Raw genomic sequence first — 15,316 nt, forward strand, 5'->3', positions numbered from 1 at the left:
ATGAATAAAGGGTTTGCCGTGGTTAAAGTTTGGTTAAATAAATTATACAAATGTTAAATAATCTTAAACGTTGGTTTAAAAATATTTATGAGGAAAATATTTCTGTTTTTCACCTGTAAATCTATTGGAAAAAAAATTATAAAAATAATTGCACAAAAAATCCCCGGTGGTATTCCGGGGATCTACTATTATTAAAATGTGTTTTTATTTTTTAATAAATTTCACTTTTTCTACATTTCCGTTATCTTCTACAGAGATGATGTAAACACCAGCCTGTAGTTTAGCAACTTGTACTTTGTTATCTGCGATTTTTCCTTTAGCAACGATTTGACCAGCTACATTGTAGATGCTGTAAGTTGCATTATTAGAAACTTTAGAAACATTCAACACATCGGTTGCAGGATTAGGATATACACGCACATTAGAAACTGCGGTATCCACAGTTGCCAGCGTACCTATTTCTAAAGTATAATCTTCTACCTGTCCGTAAGTTGACGTACCACAAGGAGTACTGTTGTCACCTGAAGCCGTGTCACTTAATCTCACTCTCATTCTGGTTGTACCGCTTGGTACATCAGCTGGGATCGTGATGGTACCCGTCCAAGGTGATAATTTTTTGGCAGTTGTCAAAACTTTTTCACCCGGATCATCGAAATCTTTATCGTTGTTATAATCAATCCAAACATTTACCTGATCACTGGAATAAGAAGTACCTGTAAACGATGCGCTAAAAGCGTAAGCCTCACCTTTGTTTACTTTTCCTACTACATTGGTAAAACTTTGGTAGCCTACCGTTCCAGTTGAATTGTTATTAATTCCCGCAAAAGTAACATTCGAAATTTTTTCACCTGCTGTGCTTGTAGCTCCCGCCGTACAATAGGTTGGCTCTAGCGTAGTGAAATTAACAGTAGCTGAATAGGCTCCGGTTGTTCCACTACATACTGCAGCTACCTGTACACCATAGGCTGTCGTGTTAGCTAAACCAGTTAAGGTGATACTGGTAGCCGTTGTAGCAACTTCTGTCCACGTAGTGTCTGTGGATTTCTTATATCTTACGACGTAAGTTGCATTCTGCACCGGAATCCAGGATAAGTCTACGCTTGTTAATGCTACATTAGTTGCTTGAAGGCCGTCTGGGGCTGTTCCATCACAAGCCTTATACTGACCTGCAGTTAATGGCGAAATCGCGTAAAATACATTCCCGATGGCACTAATTCTCATTTTCAATGCAGTATTGTCAACTAGAGCTGGGAAGTAGAAATCCTCAGACCCATCATTTGGAGTCGATGCTGCTAAGACGATCCATGTAGTTCCATTGTCCAGGGTATAATCAATTTTCACATTTGCTACATTGAAAGGTGCAGCATTTGTACCTACAACATCCCAGGTTAAAGGTCCTGCAACATTGTTAAACACTCTTCTAGAGGTAATTTTAAACGGTCCGTTATCACTTACAGTAACTTTTTGTAGTGCACTTTGCGTCTGCTGCTTAGCAATATCAGCGTTGTTATCTCTTACTGTTACCATGAAGTTAGTCGCCCTTCCCACAGTAGATACCGCTTCCCAGTCTGCATTATTTTTAAGGTTACCTGCTAATACAGTAGCGAATTTCGGGAAGTATCTTACAGGATTTGCAGTGGGTGCAATAGATCTGAAAGTAGGTCCCGTTGCCAGTGTTCCTAAATTTGTAATTGTAGTAGGTATGGTAGCATTATCGACCTGTTCCCAAGTATAATCGATCGGATCGTTTTCCGCATCCGTTGCCTGTGCTGTAAGGAAGAAAGCTGTACCCTTCGGAATGGTAATATCTGCCATCGGCGTAATTACAGGTGGCGTGTTTGCAACTGCAGTTTCAATATCGCAGGTCTTGTTTGTAAGATTGGTCTGGATCTGAAAAATACTGCGGTAGTGGAAATAAGCATCAGAATGTGCCTGCACATTCTGTGCAGTAATACCTGCATAACCCATAATAGTAGAACCAGAACCCGGCTCCATATTAGATCCCGAACTTTCAAGAGAATGAGAGAAAGTATGGTTACCTCCCAACTGGTGACCCATCTCATGTGCAACATAATCAATATCGAAGTTATCACCAAATGGTTTGCCATCCGCTGGAGAAGTAATACCCGAACCCTTTCCGTTATTGGTTGGAACTCCGTTGGCATCCAAAGTTGGGCTAATACATACACACCCGATACATCCGGCGTTTCCTCCACCTCCGGAGGCCCCAAACATATGTCCGATATCATAGTTCGCTTCTCCGGCAGCAGCAGTAATTGCCTTTTGCGCCGCCAAGTTCCATGAAGACAAGGTAGTAGAATACGGATCAGTAGCAGGATCGGTATAGATTAAGGTTGGAAAGTCCTGCAAGATTAAATGCAAAGCAAAGTCCTTCTCAAAAACAAAGTTACAACGGGTAAGTGTAGCATTAATTTGTGTTAATGCACCCTCCACGGTACCTCCAAAATATTGGGTATATTCACCATTCACCGTCATTGCAAGACGCATGGTTCTGTACTTTTGATCGGAGGATCTTGCAAAATTCGTCGGCATGTTGGTAAAACTTTTGCCCGATTTATACAACTCATCCATCTGTTTCTTCGTCACAGGTGCTTCGTCTGTAGAGCAAACAAACGCTTTATCACCCGCAATTTTATCTGTTTTGCTGTGTACACCATATACAGATTTACTGGCGTTCTGAGGTTCAATAAATTCATAAACCCCATTTTTTAGCATCATCGCCTGAAAATCATTCGGAGCGACACTAAATCTCACATATGCAGAAGGATCATCAATACCTACCCCTACATAGGAGCCTAACTGATGACGATCTGCAATAGATTTCACAACAACAGGCGCGCTATATACCGCAAACCTTTCAATTTTCCCGTTTAGGGTTGGCAATTTAATTTCTACAGGTTTTGCACTTTTTCCTGTTTCCTGAGCATTTGCCAGTGTAGATCTAATCGCATTAAGATCTAATGAATAGTAACTCGTGATCTTAGACGTCGGTCTGATTTTCTCACCGTGCATAGATGTTGGGCTCCACTGTGCAAGTGCAGCTGTCGACATCAAACCACAAAGTAAAGAAGTAAAAATTCTCTTCATAAGTTTAATTAATTTTAAAATAATTTTTCTCAAATGTAATTTTTTTTTCCCGATTGCCAAAATAAAGATTGCAATAACTCAGTATTATACAGAAATTTTCGATAATAAAACAAGCGTATAATTATCAGTTATAGAATATTAATGATAATAAAATTCATTATTCATAATTGAATTTTATTAATTAAGAATTTATAAACAAAAATACCCGTAAAAAATTACGAGTATATTATTTATTACATAGTATTTTTATTGCTTAGAAGTAATAATTGATATTCCAGGAGAAACCAACATTGAATTTAGCTGAACTTTTTCCGAAACCAGGAACAATCATCGGTTTGATATCGTCTTGCGTCGTTGAAAATAGCAAATATCTTGGTTGTGCGGTAACATCGATATAAAAAGGCGAATCAAACAATTGAACGCGTCCACCAACCGTTGCTTCGATCCAATACGAACTTTGAGATGATGCAGGAAAAGCCACCGAAGTTTCGCTTCCGCCATAACCCCTAACAGGAACCGCTTTGTATTCTTGGTTGTAAAATGAACCCGCCAATTTTCCACCTGCGTAGAATCCGTTCAATGGGTTTTCTTTATCATTCGCCAACATATAAAAAGCACCTAATTTCAAAAAAGGTCCATCGACAGAGGCGTCATAGCCATTTTTTTGGTAAATATTTTTTTCAAAACCTACATCTGCTACGGCATGAATATTTTTACTGATTCGAGAAGATACAAATCCCTGAAAAAGTTTTCGATCCGAAAAAACGCCAATTCCCGCATTCAAAACATCAAACCCAACCATAAAATTAGGTTCGTATTTCCATTTTGTTTTAAGTGAATCTTGTTCCTTTTGCGCAAAAGAAATCAGGAACATAAAGCTAAAAAAGAAGGAAAAAATGAGTCTTGGATTCATCTGTAATTTGAGTTTGATTTTGTTCGACTTCTAAGACAGGATTGGGCACTTCCAAAACAGCACTTACATTTTCATAATTTTTCTTGATTCCACAAGCCGGGGAAACATATTCTGATTTCGTGGTACAATTCACTTTCACTTCAGAAGTTACTGCAGCTTTCGATAAACCGACATAAATTCTAGTAAAAAGTGCATCATCAACTCTTAAAGGAATAAAAACCGAATCGGTCTTGGTTTTTGCTGCAATCACCGAAACCGGACCGCTTCCGTAATCTACATTTACAAATATAGAATCCATTGTTTTGAGTTTTCCGGTAGCTTTTGTTTTGAATTTAAGTTTCATTCTCGGTGTTGCCTCGCCGCTTAAGCAAATATCATCATCGCTTCCGCAGGAAAAAACGGAAAATAAAAACAGAGAAATCAGGAAAATTTTCAGAACTTTCATCATTAAATTTTTACTAAAAGTGCAATATTTTCAACATGATGCGTTTGTGGGAACATATCAACCGGCAATATTTTCACCAATCGATATTGATCCTTCATTAAAGCTAAATCTCTCGCTTGTGTGGCGGAATTACAACTTACATAAACGATTTTTTCAGGAGCTAATTTCAGGATTTGCTCCACTACTTTTTGATGCATTCCATCTCGTGGCGGATCGGTAATTAAAACATCAGCTTTCGGGTGATTTGCTAAAAATTCATCATTGAAAATGTCTTTCATGTCACCGCAATAGAACGTGCAATTTGATAAACCATTCAGTTCTGCGTGTTCTTTCGCTGCATTGATCGCTTCCTGAACCGATTCTATACCAATTACCTGTTTGGCATTTCTAGCAACATACTGTGCAATCGTTCCGGTACCGGTGTATAAATCGTAAACCACCTCATCGCCTTTCAAATCTGCAAATTCGAGGGTTTTTCTATACAATTCTAAAGCTTGTTTATAATTGGTTTGGAAGAAAGATTTCGGTCCGATTTTAAATTTCAAACCATCCATTTCTTCCATCAAAAAGCCGTCACCGAAATAGATTACGACATTTTGATCGTAAATAGAATCATTTTGTTTTGAATTAATGCAATAAACCAAAGTTCTGATTTGCGGAAATTCTGAAAGTAAAAAATCAAATAATTTCTCGCGGTTTTCCTTTTCATCACGGAAAAGTTGGAACAACACCATCCATTCCCCTTTAGAATTTTGCCTCATCATTAAAGTTCGCAAAAATCCGCTTTGTTCTTTTACATCAAAAAACTCCAACCCGTTTTTTACCGCATAATTTTTCACTGCCAAACGAATCGCATTCGATGGATCTTCCTGAAGCCAACATTCCTTGAGGTCGAGAATTTTGCTCCACATCCCCGGAATATGGAATCCTAAAGCGTCGCGGTTTCCGAAGTTTTCCTCGGAACTGATTTCGTATTGTGTAAGCCAACGAGCATTGGAAAAAGAAAATTCCATTTTATTGCGGTAGAAATATTGTTCCTTGCTTCCCAAAATTTGTAAAGTTTCGAAATCTTCGATGCCGCCAATTCTTTTGATATGGTTATAAACCTCGTCTTGCTTGAAAACAAGTTGCTGCTCATAGGCAAGATTCTGCCATTTGCAACCTCCACATACCCCAAAATGCACACATTTTGGAGCTACGCGATAAGGAGATTCCTCCAAAATTTCCACAGCTTCGGCTTCGAAATAATTTGATTTTGATTTTTTTACTCTTGCATTAACCAAATCACCAGGAACCGCACCGGAAACCAACACGGTTTTACCATCGTCGGTTTTGCCTATTGCTACGCCTTTTGCACCTGCAGAAACCAATCTGATATTTTCTAAAACGATATTTTTGTTTTTCTTTCTCATCGACAATTTTAATGAACACAAAAGTAAGGTTTTGAAAATAAAAAGAGGCGATAATTCAATCGGAGGAATTTGAAATTCATTAAATTATTTTTAATGAGATTTTGCATAGACGAAATTTTGGTTAAAGCCAAATGATCTTTTACAAAAAAACGAGCTAAAGCCCGTTTCTATTGAATAAAAACTAAGGTTGCGCAGAATAAGAATCTCGATTTCTTAAGTAAAAATATCCTACGAAAGCTCCAAAAAGCAGAAATCCTAATGTCCATAAAAATCTCGAAGGATTGTGGTTTTTAAAAACATCAATAATAAGAACGATAGCAACAATAAAATTGCACAACACCGCAACATAGGACAATATTTTCCCCATCTGAACTGAGATGCCAAAAGATGAAAGATCAAAACTTACTGAAAAAACAGTAAAGATGATTCCGAAAAAGACCAACCAATAAAGGATGCTTGGAGAAATAATTAAATCGTTTTTCATTAATTAATTTTAAACGAATATAAAAAAAATCCTGCCCAAATAAAATGAGCAGGAAATATTTTAATTTCTGCTGGAAATTACTTTGTTGGAGCAACTTCTGGCTGTGGCGACAATAAATCGTTTTGCAACGTAGCTTCCGGCTGCACCATAGGTGCTTTCAATCCTGAAAGTTTATCCAAAACCGTAACAATTTCCGGATCGCCCAGGTTGTAGAAGAATCGGCTTGCAATTTTTCCATCTTTATCCAAAACGATGAAAGAAGGAAGTTTGAAACCATAGATTCCCAAATCTTTCGCAATTTGTGCGTTCATTCCACCTTCACCATAAACGTTGGTTCCCGGAATTCCTTTCAAAAGTGCGTTGCTTGTTTTTACAAATTGATCTTTGGTATCGTCCAGATTCACGAAAGTGAAATCCATTTTTGATTTGTAGAAATTCACTACTTCTTTCAATACAGGAATAGTTCCTTCGGCAATATAAGGATTCCACGAAGCGTAGAACATTACCAAGGTTGGTTTTCCGCCAGCAAATTTATAATCGCTTCCGTCTGCTTTTACTAGTTTTGCGTTGCTCATTGCATCACCCACTTTTGGACCTACGATTACAAATTGGATTCTTTCCAAATCTTTTTTGATTTGGCTATCTTTAATTTTTTCTTTGATGATTTTGGAAATTTTCTCGGAGTTTTCCTTGGTCATTCCCGGCGTAATATCGCCGCTGGAAAGCACGAAAGCTAAAAGATAATCTTTGGCAGTTTGAGAAAGATCTTTTTTGGTATCTAAAAATTTTGCGAAAACCTCAGAAGACATTTCCGTTCCACTTTTGCTGTTTGCCGATGCAAATTTTTGGAACTCTGGACTCAATTTTCCTAAAAGATAATTTCTATAAATAGGTTGATTTTTCAACATTCTGTCGCTATCGGCATCAAGCTTTGCTTCCGCATCTTTGAAATTTTTAGAGGTCTTATAATTTGGATTTTGGGTAATTTGCGCATGATTGATTTCGTATTGGTTCATCAATCCCAACAAACTTGCATTCAGTTCGTCTTTTTTATACTGAACTACTTCGCTGTCAGCAGATGCTTTTTTCGCTGCGGCATCGATATTGGTTTCGAAATCATTTTTGATTTTTTCGATTTCTTTTAAGAACGCATCTTCATTTTTGCTTACTAATTCACCAACATTGATTTTCGCTGCATATCCTTGTACGAATTTTTGCACATCCATTAGGAAATCGTTGTTGTTTTTCGCATCACCGGTGATTGTAAATTGATTAGGAAAATTGGCCGCTTGCCCAGAAATATTCAATTGCTGTCCGCCTTTTAGGTAAATCATTGCAGTTTTACCGGCATAAGACATGATGTACATTCCGTTTTTCGGGGCTTCAAAACTACCGGAAAAACTTCCTTTTGAATCTACTCCTAAATTAACCAAAGGCAAAGTTGCAACACCTGATGCTTCAATAAATTCGATTCTTTCTAGCGGTGATCCACCTGCGAAATTACCTTTTACTTCTACCTTTTTTGAACATGAAATTGCTACGAAAGCAAAAATCAGCATTAAAAAATATTTACTCATGTTTGTATTGTTGTGTATAAATTTTGTTTACAGTTACATTTCTATTCTTTCTGAATATAACGAGAACAAAAGTAAGTTATATAAAGAGTTAACGAAAATTTTAGGCTATTTTTTGTGAAATTTTAACAATGAAAAATCCGCTTTCAGTGTAAGAAAACGGATTCTTGTAGATTTTATAAAGATTTTTATCCTCTATTGATATTAGCTGCCATAAACTCGCGGTTCATTCTTGCGATTACTTCCAAAGAAATTCCTTTAGGACATTCAACTTCGCAAGCGCCAGTATTGGAACAGTTACCGAAGCCTTCTTCGTCCATGGCTTTTACCATGCTTAGAACTCTTCTTTGCGCTTCTACTCTACCTTGCGGAAGCAACGCATATTGGGAAACTTTTGCACCAACAAATAACATTGCTGATCCGTTTTTACAAGTCGCCACACAAGCTCCACAACCGATACAAGCTGCGGCATCCATTGCTTTGTCTGCATCATCTTTCGGAACAAGAATTGCGTTAGCGTCCAAAGTATTTCCGGAAGTGTTCACGGAAATAAATCCACCTGCAGCCATTACTTTATCGAAGGCGCTTCTATCCACCACTAAATCCTTAATTATAGGAAAAGCCGCACTACGCCAAGGTTCGATATGAATGGTTTCGCCATCTTTGAACATTCTCATGTGCAACTGGCAAGTGGTAATTCCGGTATCTGGACCGTGAGCTCTACCGTTGATATATAGCGAACACATTCCACAAATTCCTTCGCGGCAGTCGTGATCGAAAGCTACAGGTTCTTTTCCTTCATTGATAAGCTTCTCATTGAGCATATCCAACATTTCCAGAAAGGAAGAGTCGGTAGAAACGTCTGAAATTTTATAGGTTTCAAACTGACCTTTTGATTTATTATTTTTCTGTCTCCAAATTTTCAGAGTCAGGTTTAATCCTTTTTTAGCACTCATTTTAATATTTACTTTTTCGGAGATTATTTATAACTTCTTGTTTTCACTTCGATATTTTCATAAACCAGGTCTTCTTTGTGCATTATTTCCTGATTAATGTCGTTTCCTTGGTATTCCCATGCGGCTACGTATTTGAAGTTTTCATCATCACGTTCCGCTTCACCTTCAGGTGTTGCGTGATCCCATCGGAAATGGCCTCCACAGGATTCTTCTCTTTTCAAAGCATCAATTGCCATCAATTGTCCTAATTCCAAGAAATCTGCAACTCTGAATGCTTTTTCTAATTCAGGATTCATTTCGTCGTTGGAACCTGGAACCCTTACGTCTTTCCAAAATTCTTTTCTTACTTCTTCGATTTCAGAAATCGCTTCTCTCAAACCTTCCGGAGTTCTTCCCATTCCTACTTTGTTCCACATGATGTGGCCCAATTTTTTGTGGAAGTAATCTACGGAATGTTTTCCATTATTATTAAGGAAGAAATGGATTTTGTCTTTCACTTCTTTTTCAGCAGCGTCAAATTCTGCTGAGTTTGTAGGAATTGCTCCCGTTCTAATGTCTGCAGAAAGATAATCGGCAATGGTATATGGAAGTACGAAATAACCATCCGCAAGACCTTGCATCAATGCAGATGCTCCTAATCTGTTTGCACCGTGGTCGGAGAAATTCGCCTCTCCAATCACGAAACATCCTGGAATGGTAGATTGCAAGTTGTAATCAACCCAAACTCCGCCCATGGTGTAGTGAACTGCCGGATAAATCTTCATTGGCGTTACATAAGGATTGTCTGCCGTAATTTTTTCGTACATTACGAAAAGGTTTCCGTATTTTTCTTCGATCCAGGCTTTACCAAGATCGTAGATTTGTTGCGGAGAAGGATTATGAATATTTTTCTCTAAAGCCGCTTCATGTCCTTTTTTGATGATTTCTGTTGAGAAATCCAAAAAAACGCCTTCTTTTGTATCGTTGTTTTCGATTCCGTAACCCGCGTCACATCTTTCTTTTGCCGCTCTGGAAGCCACGTCACGAGGAACCAAGTTTCCAAAAGCCGGATATCTTCTTTCTAAATAATAATCTCTGTTTTCTTCAGCGATATTTTCAGGTTTTAATTTTCCTGCGCGAATTGCTTCTGCATCTTCGATATTTTTTGGAACCCAAATTCTTCCTGAATTTCTTAACGATTCCGACATCAAAGTAAGTTTTGATTGCTGCGTTCCATGAACCGGAATACATGTCGGGTGAATTTGAACATAACAAGGATTTGCGAAATAAGCTCCTTTTTTATGAATTTTCCAAGATGCAGAAACGTTGGAACCCATCGCGTTTGTAGAAAGGAAATACACATTACCGTAACCTCCGGAGGCGATAACGACTGCGTGTGCAGAATGTCTCTCGATTTCTCCGGTAACAAGGTTTCTAGCAATAATCCCTCTTGCTTTTCCGTCAACAACTACCAATTCAAGCATTTCGTGACGGTTGTACATTTTTATTTTTCCTTTTCCGATTTGTCGGCTCATTGCGGAATATGCTCCCAACAATAACTGTTGTCCGGTTTGTCCTTTTGCATAAAAAGTTCTTTTCACCTGCACACCACCGAAAGAACGGTTATCCAATTGTCCGCCGTATTCTCTACCGAAAGGAACACCTTGCGCAACACATTGGTCGATGATATTTCCGGAAACTTCTGCTAATCGATATACGTTTGCTTCTCTTGCGCGGTAATCGCCACCTTTTATCGTGTCGTAAAATAATCTATAAATAGAGTCGCCATCGTTTTGATAATTTTTTGCTGCGTTAATTCCACCTTGAGCCGCAATGGAGTGCGCTCTTCTTGGTGAATCTTGGTAGCAAAATGCTTTTACATTATAGCCTTGTTCCGCCAAAGTTGCGGCTGCAGAACCACCTGCAAGTCCGGTTCCCACCACAATAATATCAATTTTATCGCGGTTGTTTGGTGCAACCAAGTTCATGTGGTCTTTATGATTTTTCCATTTGTCCGCTAAAGGACCTGCCGGAATTTTTGAATCTAATTTGCTCATTTTATAGAAATTTTAAATTTTAAACTTTAAATTTTAGAATACTTAAAACTTAAAATTTATTGAGTTAAAAAGTGATATACTGCAATGAAAATAAATCCTGCAGGAATAAGAATGGAATACCAAGCTCCCAAAGTTTTGATAACAGGAGTGTATTTCGGATGACGCGCTCCCACAGACTGGAAAGAAGATTGGAAACCATGCGCCAAATGCAATCCTAATAATACGAAAGAAATTACATAAAAAACAACTCTCAGCGGGTCAGCAAATTTATCATGAAGTTCCGCCCAGAATCTTCCGTTATCCGGAGTATTGGCTTCAATGTACTTGAAGTTGATTTCGTGCCACCAAAAATCATAAAGGTGTAATCCCAAAAAAGCTAAAACTACCAACCCGGAAATAATCATATTTCTCGACATCCAAGTAGAATTGGCTGAACCTTGGTTTACTGCATATTTCACTGGTCTTGCGCTTCGGTTTTTTAATTCCAGAACAAATCCCATCACGAAATGGAACACCACTGCAAATCCCAAAATTGGCTGCATCAGGAACTGAATAAACGGGTTATAACCCATAAATTCCGATGCGGCATTAAAAGCTGAAGGGCTGCAAATTGAAAGTAAATTCACCGAAAGGTGCATGATAAGGAATATGAGCAAAAACATTGCAGACAATGCCATTGCGTACTTTCTACCGATAGTAGAACTTGTTAATCCTGCCATAATTAATGTTTAAATTTGAATTTCCACAAAGTTAAAAAATTGTTAAGGTATCTAAAGGTGAGATTTATCAGATTTTTTTAGTTTGTAATCTTTCTAAATAATTTTTTTAACGTTAATCAAAATCGTAATTTTTACCTTCAATTTGAACTTCGTGTACTCCTTTTGGTAAAATTTTAATCTCAAAATTCTGAACTCTTCTTGCCGTTAAATAAGGTTCAATAATATATTGTTGAACTTTCTCGGAATTCGATTTTTCTCTTAAAACAAAGATAACTTTACGATCTTTCTTTACAGAAACTATTTTCTCTTTAAAATAAGAATGTTCCAAAACCTCATCAATTTCAGCGGCTTTATAATTAAGCAAAAGTCGCAGTGCAAAGAAGATGAGAAGAAAATAAACAACTTTTGAAATGGTTTTCAGTTTCGGGTTCAAAATCGCAAATCTTAAAAACCAAACCACTGCAAAAGCGACCAAAACTTCCAAAAATGTCATTGGAAGCATTTTATGGAAAGCAAAATCGAAATCGGCAAACCAATGAATCATTTTCAAAGTAAAAATCACCACTTTATCGTAAATCAAATTCAACCATGAAAACTGAACGGAAAAGCCAATGAGCAAAGTCATTAACAATGAAAAAATAATGATAATTTCTGAAAAAGGAATCACCACCAAATTCGCAAAAATCGACACCAAAGAATATTGATGAAAATAATAAATAACAATCGGAAGCGTTGCAATTTGTGCCGCAAAACTTACAGAAACGATATTGGCTAAGAAATTTTGAAAATTATTTTTGGGCTTTGGCAAGTATTTTAAAATCGGTTTGTTCAGCCAGAAAATTCCGAAAACCGCCACAAAACTCAGCTGAAAACCTACGTCAAAAAGCTGTTGTGTATCGAAAATGAGTAATCCGATCGCTGCCAAAGCCATTGCATGAAGCAAATCTGGTTTTCGTTGCAAAATCACGAAAATATAATACGCAGAAATCATGATACAACTTCGCACCACCGAGCTTCCATAATCGATAAAAATCGCAAATGCCCAAATCAAAACCAAGGCAAAAACCATCTTGAAATTCCTAAATTTTGGAGGAAATACCCAATTTAAAACAAGCAAAATCAACCAGAAAATAATCGCCATGTGCGAACCGGAAATCGCCAAAACATGCATCAATCCGGATTTACTGAAATCCTGAACCGTCTCCTGATCCATCTCCGTCCGATCCGCAAGGATAATTCCTTTCGTGAATTCCCGCGATTTTTTACTGAATTCAGCAAGATCGATTTTACTTAAAGTTTCTAGTCTTTTTTGTTTGATTTTTTCCGCGAAACTTAAATCATTTCGCAATCCAGATTTGAATGAATTAGGCAAATAAGCTTGAAAATAAATCTGTTTTCTTGCCAAATATTTTCCATAATCAAACTGAAAATCATGATAAGGTTTTTGAAGCTGATTGATGTAAATTTCACCTTTATAATAGTGCAGAAAATCGAGTTCAATCTCGGATTTTGGTACAGAAAGAACACTTAAAAAAGATTCTTTTCCTTTCCAAGCCGTGATTTCGTAACGACGATTTTTTTCGTTGGAATTTAGTTTTTTATTGATTTTGAAAACAATATTTTCTTTGCTTTCAAGAATCGGCAAATCCGGTTTTTTCGAATGGAGATAATGCGAGAAAATACCGAGTGAAAAGAATAAAATAAACAACGAAACATGGCGAGTTCGATGAGCATAAAATCCTTTAACAAAATAAATACATAATGATAAAAAGCTGCCTATCAATAAAATAAGGATAGAAAATCGCTGCAACGAAAAATAATCCTGAAAAAAAATTCCCAGAATAAAGCAAATGCACAGAATAAGTAATGGCTGCTTTTGCAATTTATTTTCAATTACAATTAAACCACGATTACACAAGAAAAAGTCAGCTTTTCACGATAATTTCAGCAGCATGATCACTCGCTCCTTTTCCACCGAGTTTTTCGCGGAGAAGTTCAAAGTCCTGCAATATTTTTTCGCGCTTTTCCCCTTCCAAAATTTGCTGAAGTTCTTTCACCAAATTTTCAGTATTCAGCTCTTTTTGAATCAATTCCGTTACTACTTCGCGATCCATAATTAAATTTACCAAGGAAATAAATTTAATATTTTTCACTACTCTTTTCCCGATTTCATAGGAAATTCTGCTGCTTCGATAGCAAACTACTTCCGGAATATTGAGAAGAGCGGTTTCCAAAGTCGCCGTTCCGGACGTTACCAAAGCTGCCCGCGAACATCGCAATAAATCATAAGTTTTATTAGAAACAAAATGCACATCATCATCTACAAATTTGCTATAAAATTCTTTAGTCAAACTCGGTGCGCCGGCAATTACAAACTGATAATTTTTAAAAAAAGGACGCACGGAAAGCATTAAAGCCAACATTTTTTCGACTTCTTGTTCACGAGAACCAGGCAAAAGCGCGATGATTTCTTTCTCGTTCAAACCATGTTCTTTTTTGAAATCTTCTGCAGAAATTTCCGTCAAATCGGAAATTGCATCGAGCAAAGGATAACCTACGAAATGCGCATCAACACGATGTTTTTTATAAAATTCTTTCTCAAAAGGAAGAATCACAAGCATTTCATCAACAAAGTTTTTTATTTTTTCAACGCGACCTTCTTTCCATGCCCAAAGTTGCGGAGAAATATAATAAATGACTTTAATTCCCAACGATTTTGCGAACTCGGCAATTCTTAAATTAAATCCCGGATAATCTACCAAAACCAACACATCTGGTTGATAATCAGCAATATCTTTTTTACAAAACTTAATATTTCCAAGAATCGTTTTTAGGTTTTTCGCCACTTCCAAAAATCCCATGAAAGCCAAATCTTTATAATGCTTCACCGGCGGAAAACCCGCAACATCCGCCATCAAATCTCCTCCCCAAAACCGAAATTCAGCGGTAGAATCCTTTTTCAAAATCGACTTCATTAAATTAGAAGCATGTAAATCTCCGGACGCTTCCCCTGCGATGATATAGTATTTCACGTGGTAAAAAGTTGTAATTTTGCTCAAAGATAAAGATAAAAAATGTCAGAAGAATTTGAAATAAAAAATAAAGTTGCAGAAAGTGGTTTGATTAATTTCGACCTTTCTACCTTGATCCCAAAAGGAAAAAGAATAGGCATTGACCTTAAAGACTTCCTTTTCGAAGGTTTGATTTTAAAAGAAAAAGACTTTCGCGAAAAAATAGCGGCACTCAATCCTCAAGATTTTGAAGATGCATACCTTTATATTTACAACTCTGCAGATGCGATTGTACCACTTTGGGCATACTTCCTGATCACCGCAAAACTGACGGATGTTGCTAAAAAAATCGTGTTTGGAAACCGTGAAGATTTGGAAGTTTTATTAATGCATAACGCCATTCAAACCTATGATTTCAGCGAGATGAACGGAAAAAGAGTTTTGGTAAAAGGATGCAGCGACCAATCGATTCCTGAAAATGCGTATATCGAATTGGTGGAGCAGCTGAAACCGCTCGTGAAATCACTGATGTTTGGCGAAGCATGTTCCAATGTTCCAATTTTTAAAAATTAAATTAAAATATTCATCAAAAACTTTAACAATACTTTATCAGTTTAGAAAAGCATCTCGGTCGATTTTTTGTTAAATTTGATTTTCA

Annotated in this window: 12 protein-coding genes; 1 reads left to right on the forward strand and 11 read right to left on the reverse strand. The window is 37.1% G+C overall.

What is annotated here, in order from left to right; translation table 11 throughout:
- Window positions 1–204: 204 nt before the first annotated feature.
- From AP75_RS00710 to lpxB, 11 genes are all read right to left on the reverse strand, one after another.
- A complete protein-coding gene (locus AP75_RS00710; protein ID WP_031501467.1) occupies window positions 205–3,108 on the reverse strand; it encodes a reprolysin-like metallopeptidase in 2,904 nt (967 codons plus the stop codon).
- Between the two features lie 253 nt (window positions 3,109–3,361).
- Window positions 3,362–4,021: a DUF6048 family protein gene (locus tag AP75_RS00715; RefSeq protein WP_031501468.1), complete on the reverse strand. Its 660-nt coding sequence runs from the start codon at window positions 4,019–4,021 to the stop codon at window positions 3,362–3,364.
- Window positions 3,987–4,469 (reverse strand): DUF6452 family protein, encoded by a 483-nt coding sequence (locus tag AP75_RS00720; RefSeq protein WP_242589737.1) that lies wholly within the window; start codon window positions 4,467–4,469, stop codon window positions 3,987–3,989. The genes AP75_RS00715 and AP75_RS00720 overlap by 35 nt, the downstream gene beginning before the upstream one ends.
- Window positions 4,469–5,878 (reverse strand): 23S rRNA (uracil(1939)-C(5))-methyltransferase RlmD, encoded by a 1,410-nt coding sequence (gene rlmD / locus AP75_RS00725; protein WP_031501471.1) that lies wholly within the window; start codon window positions 5,876–5,878, stop codon window positions 4,469–4,471. Before rlmD ends, AP75_RS00720 begins: the two co-directional genes overlap by 1 nt.
- A 181-nt stretch (window positions 5,879–6,059) precedes the next feature.
- Entirely contained in the window at window positions 6,060–6,362 is a 303-nt protein-coding gene (locus tag AP75_RS00730) for a hypothetical protein (protein WP_031501472.1), read from the reverse strand.
- A gap of 77 nt (window positions 6,363–6,439) precedes the next feature.
- Complete coding sequence (locus AP75_RS00735) at window positions 6,440–7,939, reverse strand: TlpA family protein disulfide reductase (RefSeq protein ID WP_031501473.1); 1,500 nt, start codon at window positions 7,937–7,939, stop codon at window positions 6,440–6,442.
- 185 nt (window positions 7,940–8,124) lie between these two features.
- Window positions 8,125–8,892: a succinate dehydrogenase/fumarate reductase iron-sulfur subunit gene (locus AP75_RS00740; protein ID WP_031501474.1), complete on the reverse strand. Its 768-nt coding sequence runs from the start codon at window positions 8,890–8,892 to the stop codon at window positions 8,125–8,127.
- 23 nt (window positions 8,893–8,915) lie between these two features.
- On the reverse strand, window positions 8,916–10,928 hold the full coding sequence (locus tag AP75_RS00745; RefSeq protein WP_088263388.1) for a fumarate reductase/succinate dehydrogenase flavoprotein subunit: 2,013 nt from the start codon (window positions 10,926–10,928) through the stop codon (window positions 8,916–8,918).
- A gap of 56 nt (window positions 10,929–10,984) precedes the next feature.
- The gene (locus tag AP75_RS00750; protein ID WP_088263389.1) at window positions 10,985–11,647 is read right to left on the reverse strand and encodes a succinate dehydrogenase cytochrome b subunit; all 663 of its coding nucleotides are present in this window, start codon (window positions 11,645–11,647) and stop codon (window positions 10,985–10,987) included.
- Between the two features lie 112 nt (window positions 11,648–11,759).
- A complete protein-coding gene (locus AP75_RS00755; RefSeq protein WP_317043815.1) occupies window positions 11,760–13,565 on the reverse strand; it encodes a ComEC/Rec2 family competence protein in 1,806 nt (601 codons plus the stop codon).
- Between the two features lie 7 nt (window positions 13,566–13,572).
- On the reverse strand, window positions 13,573–14,679 hold the full coding sequence (lpxB, locus tag AP75_RS00760) for a lipid-A-disaccharide synthase (RefSeq protein ID WP_088263428.1): 1,107 nt from the start codon (window positions 14,677–14,679) through the stop codon (window positions 13,573–13,575).
- A 42-nt stretch (window positions 14,680–14,721) separates the two neighbouring features.
- On the opposite strand from lpxB, the gene AP75_RS00765 reads away from it, so the two are divergent.
- A complete protein-coding gene (locus AP75_RS00765) occupies window positions 14,722–15,231 on the forward strand; it encodes a DUF2480 family protein (protein ID WP_031501476.1) in 510 nt (169 codons plus the stop codon).
- The last annotated feature ends 85 nt before the right edge of the window (window positions 15,232–15,316 follow it).

It is taken from the genome of Kaistella haifensis DSM 19056, from assembly GCF_000735695.2.
In the GTDB taxonomy this organism is placed as follows: Bacteria; Bacteroidota; Bacteroidia; order Flavobacteriales; family Weeksellaceae; genus Kaistella; species Kaistella haifensis.